We start from the raw sequence: 13731 nt of genomic DNA on the forward strand, positions 1-13731 counted from the left end.
TCTACATACGTTGTAACCCAGTCGCTTTTGACTTGCCTGTGGCATCACCTAGGTTAGGAGGGCAGCTTCGGAAAGCTGCTTTCCTTATCGATGTCATGGAGTGTCACTTATGCGTATCGCTTATCTCTCCTCCCTGGTCTTCGCTCTGATGACCAGCCTTTCTTCCATTACCCATGCGGCTCCCGCGGTCAACACTGAGGCCAAGGCTCCGGTGGCGGCGCAGGCAGCTTCGTCGGAGCAGGCAGGCAAAATCGATCTGAACACTGCCGATGCGGCTGTCTTGCAGCGTGAGCTGTCCGGTATCGGTGCGGCCAAGGCTCAGGCGATCGTCAAGTATCGTGAGAGCAACGGACCTTTTGCTTCGGTTGACGAACTCCTGGAGGTCAAGGGGATCGGCAAGGTGATTCTGGAAAGCAACCGTGAAAAGTTGAAGGTCAACTGACGTTTCAATCCGTCCACAAGGCCGATCAATGATCGGCCTTGTTTTTTGGTCTTGTGGCGCGTGGATCCCCATTCGCAGGGGCGCGCCATTCAATTCCATCTATCGCCTCGATAAAATTACGGATGTAATATTTTATTGGATGATGACTATAATCAAACCGCTTCCCAGGCATCGCATCCATTCCTTGCCTTTCACTTCCCAAGCATTTCTCTGGAGAGCTGTCATGAATTCGATTTCGTCCAAAGGCGTTGCGCTTGTTACCGGTGCTTCATCCGGTATCGGTGCGGTCTACGCTGAGCGGCTGGCTGCCCGTGGTTACAACCTGTTGCTGGTTGCGCGCAATGAGCAGCGCCTGCAAAGCGCTGCCGCCCGGCTGCAGGCCGAGTACAAGGTGCAAGTTGAAGTATTGAAGGCCGATCTGACGCTCAAGGCCGATGTGTTGAAGGTCGAGCAGCGCTTGCGCGGCGACTCGAGCATCAGCCTGTTGCTGAACAATGCCGGTATTGCAGCCGACGGCAGCCTGGCGGGGGCTGATGGGGATCAGTTGGAGTCGATGATCCAGCTCAACGTGGTCGCGCTTACCCGTCTGGCTGCCGCGGCGGCCGCCAGCTTTTCGGCGGCGGGGAGGGGAGCGATCATCAATATCGCCTCGGTGGTGGCGCTGATTCCCGAGCGCTTCAATGCAACCTACAGCGCAACCAAGGCTTATGTCCTGAGTCTGACTCAGTCGCTCGCCGCGGAGCTGAGTGGCAAGGGTGTGCAGGTTCAGGCGGTATTGCCTGGGGTGACTCGCACCGAGATCTGGGAGCGCGCCGGTATCGACGCTCAGGGCATTCCGGCGGAGATGATCATGGAGGCCACGGAGATGGTGGATGCGGCCCTGGCCGGTTTTGACCAGGGGGAATTGATCACCATTCCTTCATTGCCTGACTCGGCCGACTGGGACGCTTTCGTCGCTGCGCGTTTTGCCCTTGGGCCGAATCTGTCGAAAAGCAGCGCTGCCGCCCGTTACAAATAACCGCGCCGAGGCAGGAGAGGGCAGCTCACTCCGGCTGCCCATCCTGCTTTTTCAGATGCTCGCGTGTAACTTCCAGTATCCGTTTGGCCAGGTCCGGATTCTCGACACTGCGGGACAGCACCAGGGCTCCGACCAGGGTCGAGAGGATCACCAGGCTCTGATCGGCGGCGTTTTCTTCTTCGAGGTTTGCCTCTACCTGCGCGAGTCGTGCATTGAGGACTTCGTCAGTGGTGGGGCTGGCTTGTCCGCGCAGGCCCAGTTCCGAGCACATGGTGGGCAGTGGGCAACCTTGGCCGGGGGATGTCTGGTGCCACTCGGACAGGTAGCTGTCGATAAAGGCGTGCAGCGGCCGTTCCTGGGCAAACAGCATGGCGCAGTGAGCGTCGAGCTCCAAGGCCGCGGCCTGCAGGGCTTTTTCCACCAGATCGTCCTTGGACTTGAAGTGCGAGTAGAAACCGCCATGGGTCAGGCCCAGGGCTTTCATCAGCGGTTGCAGGCCTGTGGCGCCGATACCGTCGCGTCGGAAGCGCTCGGCGGCTTCCTTGATGATGCGTTGATGGGTTTGGGCTTTATGGTCTTGCGAGTAACGCATCGGGAAAATCTCCACAACTAGAGGGCCATCTTACCCAAGGTTGCCGGGAAGGTGGCGGCACTTTTACCGCCCGAAACCTCGTCCCTCCCATTGAGTGTTTGGCAAAATCGCGGCCTGGTCGGCGTTCTCGCAGTTGTTGGCATGAATAGTGGTTATTGGATATCCATAGATTGTTCAACAATCGCAAGGCGATATTCATGAGCAGCGTATTGTCCCTGGCCGATCAGATAACCCTCGAATTGCGCGCCGATATCATCGGCGGGCGCTTGCTGCCGGGCATGGCGCTGGTGGAAAACGACCTGGTGTCTGCCTACAACGCCTCGCGCAACACCATTCGCGAAGCTCTGCATCGCCTGGGCCAGGAGGGGCTGACCCGCTATGCACGTAACAAGGGCGTCACGGTGCGCAGGTTGGGAGTCGACGATGTGCGCGACCTGTTTCAAGTGCGCCGCACCTTGGAGTTGCAGGCCATTGCCTCCAGCAAACCGCTGTGCGAATACCAGTCCGACCGAATGCTCGAAGCCATCGAGGCCAGTGAACTTGCCCGTGAGCGTGAGGACTGGCGCTCGGTGGGCACCCACAGCCTGGCCTTTCATCAACACATCGTCGGGCTGATGCGCAGCCCCTTGTTCGACGAGTTCTTTACCAACATCGTGGCGCAGATGCGCCTGGTGTTCTGTGCCGCCCCGGATGAGCAGCGTTTTCAATCGCCCTGGCTGGCTCGGGACCGGCAGATCCACGACTTGCTCGCCGAAGGCGACAAGCGCGCCGCCGGAGAAACCCTGGCGGCGTACCTGGACGACTCCGAGCGCCTGCTGCTCGACATTCTCAACCACTCACCCCACCACTGATCGAGGGTTCCAACATGTACAAGAACTATCCCGCGGCTTATCAGGTCAGCAAAGGCTCGGCCCTGCAGGTGGACACGGCCTTTTACGAGCGGGTCCGCGACACCAGGGACGGGCGCACGCTGATCGAGCAGTTCGAGGTGCCGATTCGCACGGGTCGGGCCTGGCATGTGCCGGCCGGGCATGTGTTCCGGGTGACCACTCCGGCCGGCCCCCAGGTCGGGGACTTCAACCTGTGGAATGCCCATGACCCGCGGGAGCGTCTGTGGGCGGCGCGCACCCGGCAGCTGCAGGGCGCGCATGTCAGTACCCATGATCGCCTGTGGTCGAACCTGCCGTTCCTGCGGCCGCTGGTGACCATCACCGATGACAGCCTGGCCGGCTATGGCATCGACGAGCATGGCGGGCGCCTGCACGATCTGCTCGGCACCCGCTGTGACCCCTATGTGAACCGGATGCTCACCGGCGAGGACTTCCATCATCACTGCCACTCCAACCTGACGCGCGCGGTCCTGCCCCACGGCCTGACCGAGTTCGATGTGCATGATGTGCTGAACATCTTCCAGTGCACCGGGCTCAATCAGGACGACATGTATTTCATGAAGGCCTGCCCCGCGCAGAAGGGGGACTACCTGGAGTTCTTTGCCGAAATCGATCTGTTGTGTGCCTTATCGACCTGCCCGGGCGGCGATCTGTCGTTGCCCATGTGGGGGCCCGATGCCCAGGACCCGCTCAGCGTCTGCCGGCCGTTGGGCGTGGAGATTTATCGGCTCGACGAAGCCTTGCTCGAAGGCTGGAGCCAGCCCGAGCGAGCCGCCTACAAAGGCCTGCACGGCCTGCATATCGCCAAGGCGGCCTGGGAGAAATAGCGCTGCTGGGGCCATAAAAAGCCCCGCCACTCTATGAGTGACGGGGCTGTTCGATCAGGCGATCCGGTCAGCGGTCCCGAGCGTCCTTGGCGTCCGCTTCGGCGTTGCGTTCGGCCACGCGCTTGCGTTGCTCCTCGGTCAGTTCCACTTTGTTGGCGGTGTCGCGCAGCAGCATCAAGCCGCCAACGATCGAGCCGATTGCAACGACCAAAATCAACCAGGCATACCAGGGCATAGGGTTCTCCTTGAGGGCCTACCGACGGGCGAGGCATTTCGCCCATCAAGTTGCCATATCACTTCGAGTTATAGCGTTTCGCAGTGGTTCCATTGTAGGCCTGTACCGTCCTGCTGACCTCTCTCATATCAACCTCTGTGGCTGCAGTTGGGCGGGGACGTTTGCCGTGTCCCGAGTCAATACGCTGCGCAAGGGGCGCTGCTGGTCGGCTTGCCCCTACAGGGAAAACGCGGTGCATGTCCCGCTGTAAATCCCGCGTAAAGCCATTCTTTACGCTTTCTTTATGCCTCGCCCACACCCTCGCCCTCGTTCCTTTACAGCCTCCCTGCGGACAATGCTCCACACGCGGCGATTGCCGTACGACGGAGAGATTCCATGAGTGTTCTGGACGGGGTGTCCCTGCTGCTGGCAGTGGGGCTGTTCATTTATCTGCTGGTTGCGCTGTTGCGCGCGGACCGGAACTAGGAGCGGCTATGCACAGTTATGACTATTGGCTGATCCTCGGCTTCTTTGCCGTGGTGCTGCTGCCCGCGCCTTTCCTGGGGCGGTTCTACTACAAGGTGATGGAGGGCCAGCGTACCTGGCTGACGCCGCTTTTGGGGCCGGTCGAGCGTACTTGCTACCGGCTCTCCGGCGTCGACGCGCAGAGCGAACAGAGCTGGCAGAAATACACCCTGGCGCTGCTCGCCTTCAACCTGGCGGGTTTTCTGCTGCTGTTCGCGATCCTGCTGTTCCAGGACCATTTGCCGCTCAACCCGCAGAACCTGCCGGGGCAGGAGTGGACGCTGGCGTTCAACACCGCGGTCAGTTTCATGACCAACACCAACTGGCAGTCCTACAGCGGTGAAGCATCGCTGAGCTACCTGAGCCAGATGGCCGGCCTGACCGTGCAGAACTTCGTCAGCGCCGCCACCGGCCTGGCGGTACTGGTTGCCCTGTGTCGCGGCATCGGCCGGCGCTCGGCGCAGACCCTGGGCAACTTCTGGGTCGACATGACCCGTGCCACCCTCTACGGCCTGCTGCCGCTGTGCCTGCTGCTGGCGCTGTTCCTGGTCTGGCAGGGCGTGCCGCAAACCTTCGCCCAATACGTCAATGCCGTGACCCTGCAGGGCGCCGATCAGGTGATTCCACTGGGCCCGGCCGCCAGCCAGATCGCGATCAAGCAGCTGGGGACCAACGGCGGTGGCTTCTTCGGCGTCAACTCGACGCATCCGTTCGAGAACCCGACGGCCTGGAGCAACTTGTTCGAAGTGGCTTCGATCATCCTGATCCCGGCAGCCCTGGTGTTCACCTTCGGCCACTACGTCAAGGACCTGCGGCAGAGCCGGGCGATCATCGCCTGCATGCTGGCATTGTTCCTGATCGGCGGCGCTACCTCGCTGTGGGCCGAATACCAGCCCAACCCGACCCTGAACAATGTCGCGGTCGAGCAGACCGCACCGCTCGAAGGCAAGGAGTCGCGGTTCGGTACCACGGCCAGTGTGCTCTGGTCGGTGACCACCACCGCCGCTTCCAACGGTTCGGTCAATGCTATGCATGACAGCCTCAGCCCGCTGAGCGGCATGGTCGCGCTGATCAACATGATGGTCGGCGAAGTGATCTTCGGCGGCGTCGGCGCAGGCCTCTACGGCATGTTGCTGAACGTGCTGATCGCGGTGTTCCTCGCCGGACTGATGATCGGGCGCACCCCGGAATACCTGGGCAAGAAGCTGCAGGCCAAGGAAGTGCAGTTGCTGGTAGTGACCCTGATGGTGATGCCGGTCGGTGTGCTGGTATTGAGCGCTATCGCGGCGAGCTTGCCAGGGCCGGTCAGTGCGGTGAGCAACCCCGGTGCCCATGGCTTCAGCCAACTGCTGTACGCCTACACCTCGGCCAGTGCCAACAACGGTTCGGCCTTTGCCGGCCTTGGCGCCAACACCCCGTTCCACAACCTGATGCTGGGCCTGGGCATGTTGATCGGCCGCTTCGGCTACATCCTGCCGGTGCTGGCACTGGCTGGCAGCCTGGCGTTGAAAAAGACCGCGCCGACCGGGCAGAACAGCTTCCCGACCCATGGCCCGCTGTTCGTTGTGCTGCTGACGGTGACCATTTTGCTGGTGGGCGGCCTGACCTTCCTGCCGACCCTGGCGCTGGGCCCGATTGCCGAACACCTGAGCATGGCTGCCTTTGGAATGAAGGGCTGAGGACTGAATGATGAATATGCACGTTTCTGCTTCCAAGAAAGCGGCAACCCCTATCGCTGGCGACAAGGGCGCGACTTCGAAACACGCCGCCGCCGAACAACAGAAGACCTCGATCGCGGCTCTGTGGCGCCCGGCGCTGGTGCAGGCCTTCGTCAAGCTCGACCCGCGTCAGCTGAAACGTTCGCCGGTGATGCTGGTGGTCGAGCTGACCGCGATTTTCACCACCGTACTGTGCTTTGTGCCGGACACCGCGGTGCCGACCCTGGTCGCCGCGCAGATTGCCCTTTGGCTGTGGTTCACCGTGCTCTTCGCCAACTTCGCCGAGGCCCTGGCCGAAGGTCGCGGCAAGGCCCGCGCCGACAGCCTCAAGGCCGGCAGCGAAGGCCTGAGCGCGCGGTTGAAAAAGGCCGATGGCAGCTTCCAGGTGATCCCCGCCGCCAATCTGCGCAAGGGAGACGTGGTGCGGGTCGAGGCCGGGGAAATGATCCCGGGCGACGGTGAGGTCATCGAGGGTATCGCTGCGGTCAACGAAGCGGCGATCACCGGCGAGTCGGCCCCGGTCATTCGCGAATCCGGCGGCGACCGCTCGGCCGTGACCGGCAACACGCGGCTGGTGTCCGACTGGCTGCTGGTGCGGGTGACCAGCAATCCGGGGGAATCGACCCTCGACCGCATGATCGCCCTGGTGGAAGGCGCCAAGCGCCAGAAGACCCCGAACGAAGTGGCCCTGGACATCCTGCTGATCGGCCTGACCCTGATCTTCCTGCTGGTGGTCGTGACCCTGCAGCCGTTCGCCCACTTTGCCAATGGCAGCCTGCCGCTGGTGTTCCTGGTGGCGTTGCTGGTGACCCTGATCCCGACCACCATCGGCGGTCTGCTGTCGGCCATCGGTATCGCCGGGATGGACCGCCTGGTGCGCCTGAACGTGATCGCCAAGTCCGGCCGCGCGGTGGAAGCGGCGGGGGACGTGCATGTGCTGATGCTGGACAAGACCGGCACCATCACCTTCGGTAACCGTCGTTGCGCGGCGATCCATGCCGCGCCAGGGGTCAGCACCCAGGAAATGGCCGAGGCCACCTTGCTCGCCTCGCTGGCGGACGACACGGCGGAAGGCAAATCCATCGTCGAATACCTGCGCGGACTTTATCCACAGCCGGAGCCGGGCGCCGATGCATTGACCGCGGTGCCGTTCAGTGCCGAAACCCGCCTGTCCGGTGTCGACTATCAGGGGCGGGTCTATCGCAAGGGTGCGGTGGATTCGGTACTGGCGTTCGTCGGTCTGCAACGGGGCGATCTGGCGCCGGCGCTGTCCCGAGAGATCGACAAGATCGCCCAGAGTGGCGGCACCCCGCTGCTGGTGTGTGCCGAGGGCAAGCTGCTGGGCGCCATTCACCTCAAGGACGTGGTCAAGCCTGGCATCCGTGAGCGTTTCGCCGAGCTGCGCAAGCTGGGGATCCGCACCGTGATGGTGACCGGCGACAACCCGCTGACCGCCGCCGCCATCGCCGCGGAGGCCGGGGTGGATGACGTGCTGGCCGAAGCCACGCCGGAGAAAAAACTGGCGCGCATTCGCCACGAGCAGAACGACGGTCGCCTGGTCGCCATGTGCGGCGACGGTGCCAACGATGCTCCGGCGCTGGCCCAGGCCGACGTCGGCATGGCGATGAACGATGGCACCCAGGCGGCGCGCGAGGCGGCGAACATGGTCGACCTCGACAGCGACCCGACCAAGCTGCTGGACGTGGTGCAGATCGGCAAGGAACTGCTGGTGACCCGGGGCGCCTTGACCACCTTCTCCATCGCCAACGACGTGGCCAAGTACTTCGCGATCCTGCCGGCGCTGTTCGCGGCGATTTATCCACAGCTCGGCGTGCTCAACGTCATGCAACTGACCAGCCCGCAGAGCGCGATCCTCTCGGCGATCGTGTTCAACGCCCTGATCATCGTCGTGCTGATTCCGCTGGCCCTGCGCGGGGTGCGGGTGCAGGCGGCCAGCGCGGCCCATCTGCTGCGCCGCAACCTGCTGGTGTATGGCGTGGGCGGGATCCTGGTGCCGTTCCTGGGCATCAAGCTGATCGACATGCTGCTGACCGCTTTGCACCTGGTGTAACCGCCGTCCTGCTGGAGCGGGCTTGCGCCCATCGCGAGCACGCTCGCCCCGCGGGGATGAGTAACTGAATCGAGGAATTGATGATGTCCACTGTATTGCGTCCGGCCTTGAGCCTGATCATGTTGATGACCCTGATTACCGGCGTGGCCTACCCGCTGGTGGTCACCGGTGTGGCCCAGGTGGCCTTTCCCAAGCAAGCCAATGGCAGCCTGGTACAGGATGGCGTGGGCAAGGTCCGTGGTTCGGCCCTGATTGCCCAGGACTTCACCGGCGATGCCTGGTTCCACCCGCGGCCATCGGCCGGTGCGTTCGCCACGGTCTCCAGCAGTGCGAGCAATCTGGCGCCGAGCAACCCGGCCCTGGCGACGCGGGTGATCGACGACGCCAACAAGCTGGCGGTGCCCGGGCAGGGGCCGGTACCGCTGGCGTTGTTGACGACTTCGGGCAGCGGCCTGGATCCGCACTTGCCTCCGGCGGCAATTAACTATCAACTGGCGCGGGTCGCGGCGGCGCGTAGCCTGCCGGTCGCCACCCTGCAGCAACTGGTGGATGCGCATATCGAGCAGCCCCTGATAGGCCCGCCCGTGGTCAACGTGCTGGCCTTGAACATGGCGCTGGAAAAGCTCGCCCTGTAGCCAGCTGCTACAAGTCTGTAGGTCGATGGTTTGAGTTCAGAGAGAAAAACGCATGAGTGACTCCGGGCGTGCCGACGCCTTGTTAGCGGATCTGCCCCATGATGGTCGTGGGCGGCTCAAGGTATTCCTTGGCGCCGCCCCGGGGGTCGGCAAGACCTACGCCATGCTGCAGGCAGCGCACACGCAGTTGCGCCAGGGCGTGAAGGTTCTGGCCGGCGTGGTGGAAACCCACGGCCGCGCGGAAACCGAAGCCTTGCTCGGCGGCTTGCCGCAACAGCCGCTGGTGCGTTCCGAATACCGCGGGGTGATGCTCGAAGAGATGGACCTCGACGGCCTGCTCAAGGCCAGGCCCAAGCTGGTGCTGGTGGACGAACTGGCCCACACCAACGCCCCGGGCAGCCGGCACACCAAGCGCTGGCAGGATATTCAGGAGTTGCTGGCGGCCGGCATCGACGTCTTTACCACGGTCAACGTGCAGCACCTGGAAAGCCTCAACGACCAGGTTCGTGGCATCACCGGCGTACAGGTCCGGGAAACTCTGCCCGACTGGGTGCTGCAGGAAGCCTACGAGCTGCTGCTGGTGGACCTGCCGCCACGGGAGCTGCTGGAGCGTCTGCGTGAAGGCAAGGTGTACGTACCGGAGCAGGCCCGGGCGGCGATTGATGCGTTCTTCACCCAGACCAACCTTACAGCGCTGCGCGAACTGGCGATGCAGGCCGCGGCGGCGCAGGTCGATGATGACCTGGCCCAGGGCTATCGCCGGCTCGGGCAGGCCGCGCCGGCGGTACGCGGACGCTTGCTGGTGGGGGTCGACGGTGACGCCCAGGCCGAGCGTTTGGTGCGCCATGCCAGCCACGTCGCGCGGCGTCGGCATCTGCCCTGGAGCCTGGTGCATGTGGACGACGGCCGGGTGCCCGACGAGCAAGCGCGCCAGCGCCTGCAAAGCGCCCAGCAATTGGCTGAGCGCCTCGGTGGCGAAGTGGTCCTGCTGCGGGCCGGCGAGGTGGCGAAAACCCTGATCCAGCACGCCGCCGAGCGCCGCGCCAGCCTGGTGCTGGTGGGGCAATCGCGTAAACGCCTGCGCCGCCGGTTGTTCGGTGGCGGCCTGGCGGCGCGTCTGTTGCGCAATGCCGAGGGCCTGGAAATCAACGTCCTCGACAGTGAGGACGAACCCGGGCAACCGCGCCTGCGGGCGGAGCGCTCGCTGGTCTGGTTCGACTACGCTCTGGCGGTGCTGGCGACGGTCCTGGCCACGGGGCTGTCGTGGGCGGTCGCCAGTGTGTTGGCGTTGCCGAACATCTCCCTGGTGTTCCTGGCCGCGGTGCTGCTGGTGGCGGTGCGCAGCAGCCTCGGGCCGGCGCTGGTCTGCGCGGCCCTGTCGTTCCTGACCTACGACTTCCTGTTTATCCCACCGAATTTTTCTTTCGCCATCCAGCGTGAAGAAGACGTGCTGACGCTGTTGTTCTTCCTGCTGATGGCGGCTCTGACCGGCAACCTGGCGGCGCGCCAGCGTCGGCAGCTGCAGGCCTTGCGCGACACCCAGGAAGAAACCAACGAACTGCTGGACCTGTCGCGCAAGCTCACGGCGGCGACCGACCGGCAGGCGGTGATCAGTGCTGCGGCGCAGCACCTCAATGGCTGGAAGGAGTTGCAGCTGTGCCTGGTCGATCGTGACGGACAGGGTGGCTGGAAGGTCGAGACCGGAGGGCCGCTGCAGTTTTCCGAGTCCGAGCGGGCCGCCGCCGACTGGGCCTGGCAGCACGACCAGCCGGCGGGCATGGGCACCGGCACCCTGCCGTTCGGGCGCTGGTGGTGGTGGCCGCTATCCGTCGACGAGGGCCCGCTGGGGTTGTTGGGGGTCTGCCCGAAGGAAGGCGAGGAGCTGAATGCCCAGCGTCGTCGCCTGCTGAGTGCCCTGAGCCAGCCCCTGGCCCAGGCCCTGGCCCGGGCGCAATTGGCCGAGGATCTGGAAGCGGCGCGTCTGCACGGCGAAACCGAGCAGTTGCGCAGTGCGCTGCTGGCCTCGGTCTCCCACGACCTGCGCACGCCGCTGACCTCGATGCGCGGCAGCATCGACAGCCTGCTGGCGCTGGGGGAAGCGATTCCGCTGGAGGACCGTCGCGAGTTGCTCGAAGGCACGCGCGACGAGGCCGAGCGCCTGGATCGCTACATCCAGAATCTGCTGGACATGACCCGTCTCGGGCATGGCTCGTTGAAGCTGGCGCGGGACTGGGTGGCGCCGGCCGACATCGTTGGCAGCGCGCTGAATCGCCTGCGGGTGGTGCTGGCGCCGTTGCAGGTCAGCACCGAGTTGCCGGCCGAGCTGCCATTGCTTTATGTGCATGCGGCGTTGATCGAACAGGCATTGATCAATGTCCTGGAAAACGCCGCGCGCTTTTCGCCGGCCCGGGGCCGTTTGCAGCTCGCTGTCGGCACCCGTGACGGTGAACTGCTGTTCGCGGTGAGCGACGAAGGACCGGGGATTCCGGAGGAGGATCGCCCGCGGATCTTCGACATGTTCTACACCGCCGCCCGTGGCGATCGCGGTGGCCAGGGCACCGGCCTGGGGCTGGCGATCTGTCAGGGCATGGTCGGCGCCCATGGCGGGCGTATCACGGTGGGCGAGGGCATCGAAGGGCGTGGTACCTGCATCACCTTGTGCCTGCCGTTGCAGGCGCAACCCGAACTTGAAGGAGAGGCCTGAGTGCCGGTAAAAAGCGTCAACCCAACGAGGCCAGGAGGGCCGAGCATGTTCTTCACGATACAGAGCGCCGTCTGCGCTACTCTTGCGCCACCTATTTGTCTTGAACCGAAACCATGAGCCAGAGCGCGACCATCCTGGTCATCGACGACGAGCCGCAGATTCGTAAATTCCTGCGCATCAGCCTGGTGTCCCAGGGCTACAAGGTGCTCGAAGCCGGTACCGGTAACGAGGGGCTGGCCCAGGCGGCGCTGAACAAACCGGACCTGCTGGTGCTCGACTTGGGCCTGCCGGACATGGACGGCCAGCAGGTGCTGCGCGAGTTTCGCGAGTGGTCCGGCGTACCGGTGCTGGTGCTGTCGGTGCGGGCCAGCGAAGGGCAGAAGGTCGAAGCGCTGGACGGCGGGGCCAACGATTACGTGACCAAGCCCTTTGGCATCCAGGAGTTCCTGGCGCGCATCCGCGCGTTGTTGCGCCAGGCGCCCGCCGGCGAAGCCGCGGAAGCGGCCTTGAGCTTCGGCCCACTGACTGTGGACCTGGCGTATCGCCGGGTATTGCTCGACGGTGCCGAGGTGGCGCTGACGCGCAAGGAGTACGCGGTGCTGGCGCAACTGGCGCGGCACCCGGGGCGGGTGATCACCCAGCAGCAGTTGCTCAAGGATATCTGGGGGCCGACGCACACCGAGGACAGCCACTATCTGCGTATCGTGGTCGGGCACCTGCGGCAGAAACTGGCGGACGACCCGACCCGGCCACGTTTTATCGTCACCGAGGCCGGGGTGGGGTACCGGTTGTTGGAGGGCGAGGGCTGAGGCTGGCCTTATCGCTGGCGTTCCCTCAATTCAGGTCATTCTCGTAGCGGTCCAGAGTGTCGCTGGCAATTTCCTGCCCCAGGGCGATCAGCTCCGGAGCCTTGTAGAACTCGAAGAAGCGGCAGACCCGTTTCGGCACGTTGATCAGGATATCCGGCGGGTAGCCAGCGATCTTGTACTGGGCCAGCGACGTCTGCATCACCTCGAAGCTCTGGTTGATCAGGTCCAGCAGGGATGCGGGGCCGACGTTGTCGATGATGAACGAGCCGGTGGCCGACTTCGGTGCTCCGGCGGTTTCCGGAGCCGCGGCCGGTTGCTGGGCCTCGGGTTCGGCGGATTCGATCCAGGGCGTGCCGACGTCGGCGGCCTCGCTGCGCAGCGCTTCCTGTTCGAGCAGCAGCAATTGTTCGGCTTGCTTGCGGCGAAAGGGCAAGTGCGAGCCCAGGGAGTTGATCAGGCTGTCGAAGCGACTCTTGAACGCAGCGGGACGCTGGATCACCGGCAACTGATAACGGCGCTGGTTGGTGGAGTTGAGGTTGACAGCGATGATCAGGTCGCAGTGGCTGGATACCACCGGCACGATCGGCAGCGGGTTGAGCAGGCCGCCATCCACCAGCATGCGCTTGCCTTGCATGACCGGGGTGAACAGGCTGGGGATCGCCGCCGAGGCCCGCATGGCCTGGTGCAGGCAACCTTCCTGGAACCAGATTTCCTGCTGGTTGGTCAGGTCGGTGGCCACGGCCGTATAGGGAATGCGCAGGTCTTCGATATTGATTTCGCCGACGATCTTGCGGATCTGGCCGAACACTTTCTCCCCGCGTATCGCTCCCAGGCGAAAGCTGACGTCCACCAGGCGCAGCACGTCCAGGTAGTCCAGGCTTTCGATCCAGTCGCGATAGTCGTCCAGTTTGCCGGCGGCGTAGATGCCGCCGACCACCGCACCCATGGAGCATCCCGCGATACAGGCGATGTCGTAACCGCGCCTTTCGATTTCTTCGATCACCCCGATGTGGGCGTAACCCCGGGCGCCACCAGAGCCCAGGACCAGTGCGACACGTTTCTTCATGACCCGATCCTTAACCAGACAGGTTTCCACAATGCACCCATCGAGGGTTTCGGTTCAATCACCGACTACCGGCGGAGTATGCTCGCGCGGCTGAATTTCCGTTGGCGGGCCAAGGCACTTTTTCCGGCGGCGATCTGTCTTACTTCTACGACTGTTTTTATTATTGACGGTTGTTTGATCGTTCACGATGGTTCTTACCGTTCACGATGGTTTTTTCCGT

At 63.7% G+C, this 13731-nt stretch carries 13 protein-coding genes; 10 read left to right on the plus strand and 3 right to left on the minus strand.

The annotated features are described in order from the left end of the window. The first annotated feature begins 109 nt into the window (after positions 1 to 109). Complete coding sequence (locus ACQKQA_RS13295; protein ID WP_427557857.1) at positions 110 to 442, plus strand: ComEA family DNA-binding protein; 333 nt, start codon at positions 110 to 112, stop codon at positions 440 to 442. Between the two features lie 223 nt (positions 443 to 665). After that, positions 666 to 1460 carry an SDR family NAD(P)-dependent oxidoreductase gene (locus ACQKQA_RS13300; RefSeq protein WP_427557860.1) on the plus strand — a complete coding sequence of 265 codons (795 nt, stop codon included), beginning with the start codon at positions 666 to 668 and terminating at the stop codon, positions 1458 to 1460. 25 nt (positions 1461 to 1485) lie between these two features. On the opposite strand, the gene ACQKQA_RS13305 is transcribed toward ACQKQA_RS13300, so the two are convergent. Continuing rightward, positions 1486 to 2052, minus strand: a complete 567-nt coding sequence (locus tag ACQKQA_RS13305) for a TetR/AcrR family transcriptional regulator (RefSeq protein ID WP_427557863.1) — start codon at positions 2050 to 2052, stop codon at positions 1486 to 1488. 197 nt (positions 2053 to 2249) lie between these two features. On the opposite strand from ACQKQA_RS13305, the gene ACQKQA_RS13310 reads away from it, so the two are divergent. Both ACQKQA_RS13310 and ACQKQA_RS13315 read left to right on the plus strand, forming a co-directional pair. Beyond that, positions 2250 to 2903 (plus strand): GntR family transcriptional regulator, encoded by a 654-nt coding sequence (locus tag ACQKQA_RS13310; RefSeq protein ID WP_427557866.1) that lies wholly within the window; start codon positions 2250 to 2252, stop codon positions 2901 to 2903. Between the two features lie 14 nt (positions 2904 to 2917). After that, positions 2918 to 3769 (plus strand): urea carboxylase-associated family protein, encoded by an 852-nt coding sequence (locus ACQKQA_RS13315; RefSeq protein WP_427557869.1) that lies wholly within the window; start codon positions 2918 to 2920, stop codon positions 3767 to 3769. A 67-nt stretch (positions 3770 to 3836) separates the two neighbouring features. Here the strand turns inward: ACQKQA_RS13315 and ACQKQA_RS13320 are convergent, their stop codons facing one another. Then, a complete protein-coding gene (locus ACQKQA_RS13320) occupies positions 3837 to 4004 on the minus strand; it encodes a DUF2897 family protein (protein WP_307948177.1) in 168 nt (55 codons plus the stop codon). Positions 4005 to 4379: 375 nt separating this feature from the next. Between ACQKQA_RS13320 and kdpF the strand changes: the two genes are divergently transcribed. From kdpF to ACQKQA_RS13350, 6 genes are all read left to right on the plus strand, one after another. After that, the gene (gene kdpF, locus ACQKQA_RS13325) at positions 4380 to 4469 is read left to right on the plus strand and encodes a K(+)-transporting ATPase subunit F (protein ID WP_007899818.1); all 90 of its coding nucleotides are present in this window, start codon (positions 4380 to 4382) and stop codon (positions 4467 to 4469) included. Between the two features lie 8 nt (positions 4470 to 4477). After that, positions 4478 to 6187 carry a potassium-transporting ATPase subunit KdpA gene (gene kdpA, locus ACQKQA_RS13330; RefSeq protein WP_427557874.1) on the plus strand — a complete coding sequence of 570 codons (1710 nt, stop codon included), beginning with the start codon at positions 4478 to 4480 and terminating at the stop codon, positions 6185 to 6187. Between the two features lie 10 nt (positions 6188 to 6197). Beyond that, on the plus strand, positions 6198 to 8297 hold the full coding sequence (gene kdpB / locus ACQKQA_RS13335) for a potassium-transporting ATPase subunit KdpB (protein ID WP_427557877.1): 2100 nt from the start codon (positions 6198 to 6200) through the stop codon (positions 8295 to 8297). Positions 8298 to 8380: 83 nt separating this feature from the next. Beyond that, positions 8381 to 8932 (plus strand): potassium-transporting ATPase subunit KdpC, encoded by a 552-nt coding sequence (gene kdpC, locus ACQKQA_RS13340; RefSeq protein ID WP_427557880.1) that lies wholly within the window; start codon positions 8381 to 8383, stop codon positions 8930 to 8932. Positions 8933 to 8984: 52 nt separating this feature from the next. Next, positions 8985 to 11636 (plus strand): DUF4118 domain-containing protein, encoded by a 2652-nt coding sequence (locus ACQKQA_RS13345; RefSeq protein WP_427557883.1) that lies wholly within the window; start codon positions 8985 to 8987, stop codon positions 11634 to 11636. 113 nt (positions 11637 to 11749) lie between these two features. Beyond that, entirely contained in the window at positions 11750 to 12445 is a 696-nt protein-coding gene (locus ACQKQA_RS13350; RefSeq protein ID WP_427557886.1) for a response regulator, read from the plus strand. 25 nt (positions 12446 to 12470) lie between these two features. On the opposite strand, the gene ACQKQA_RS13355 is transcribed toward ACQKQA_RS13350, so the two are convergent. Then, complete coding sequence (locus tag ACQKQA_RS13355) at positions 12471 to 13511, minus strand: patatin-like phospholipase family protein (RefSeq protein ID WP_427557888.1); 1041 nt, start codon at positions 13509 to 13511, stop codon at positions 12471 to 12473. Between the last annotated feature and the right edge of the window lie 220 nt (positions 13512 to 13731).

This window comes from Pseudomonas sp. NPDC089530, from assembly GCF_050280705.1.
Classification (GTDB): domain Bacteria; phylum Pseudomonadota; class Gammaproteobacteria; order Pseudomonadales; family Pseudomonadaceae; genus Aquipseudomonas.

Coding starts and splice junctions, on each gene's coding strand:
- ACQKQA_RS13295 (WP_427557857.1), top strand. CDS start 110: ATGCGTATCGCTTATCTCTCCTCCCTGGTCTTCGCTCTGATGACCAGC.
- ACQKQA_RS13300 (WP_427557860.1), top strand. CDS start 666: ATGAATTCGATTTCGTCCAAAGGCGTTGCGCTTGTTACCGGTGCTTCA.
- ACQKQA_RS13305 (WP_427557863.1), bottom strand. CDS start 2,052: ATGCGTTACTCGCAAGACCATAAAGCCCAAACCCATCAACGCATCATC.
- ACQKQA_RS13310 (WP_427557866.1), top strand. CDS start 2,250: ATGAGCAGCGTATTGTCCCTGGCCGATCAGATAACCCTCGAATTGCGC.
- ACQKQA_RS13315 (WP_427557869.1), top strand. CDS start 2,918: ATGTACAAGAACTATCCCGCGGCTTATCAGGTCAGCAAAGGCTCGGCC.
- ACQKQA_RS13320 (WP_307948177.1), bottom strand. CDS start 4,004: ATGCCCTGGTATGCCTGGTTGATTTTGGTCGTTGCAATCGGCTCGATC.
- kdpF (WP_007899818.1), top strand. CDS start 4,380: ATGAGTGTTCTGGACGGGGTGTCCCTGCTGCTGGCAGTGGGGCTGTTC.
- kdpA (WP_427557874.1), top strand. CDS start 4,478: ATGCACAGTTATGACTATTGGCTGATCCTCGGCTTCTTTGCCGTGGTG.
- kdpB (WP_427557877.1), top strand. CDS start 6,198: ATGAATATGCACGTTTCTGCTTCCAAGAAAGCGGCAACCCCTATCGCT.
- kdpC (WP_427557880.1), top strand. CDS start 8,381: ATGTCCACTGTATTGCGTCCGGCCTTGAGCCTGATCATGTTGATGACC.
- ACQKQA_RS13345 (WP_427557883.1), top strand. CDS start 8,985: ATGAGTGACTCCGGGCGTGCCGACGCCTTGTTAGCGGATCTGCCCCAT.
- ACQKQA_RS13350 (WP_427557886.1), top strand. CDS start 11,750: ATGAGCCAGAGCGCGACCATCCTGGTCATCGACGACGAGCCGCAGATT.
- ACQKQA_RS13355 (WP_427557888.1), bottom strand. CDS start 13,511: ATGAAGAAACGTGTCGCACTGGTCCTGGGCTCTGGTGGCGCCCGGGGT.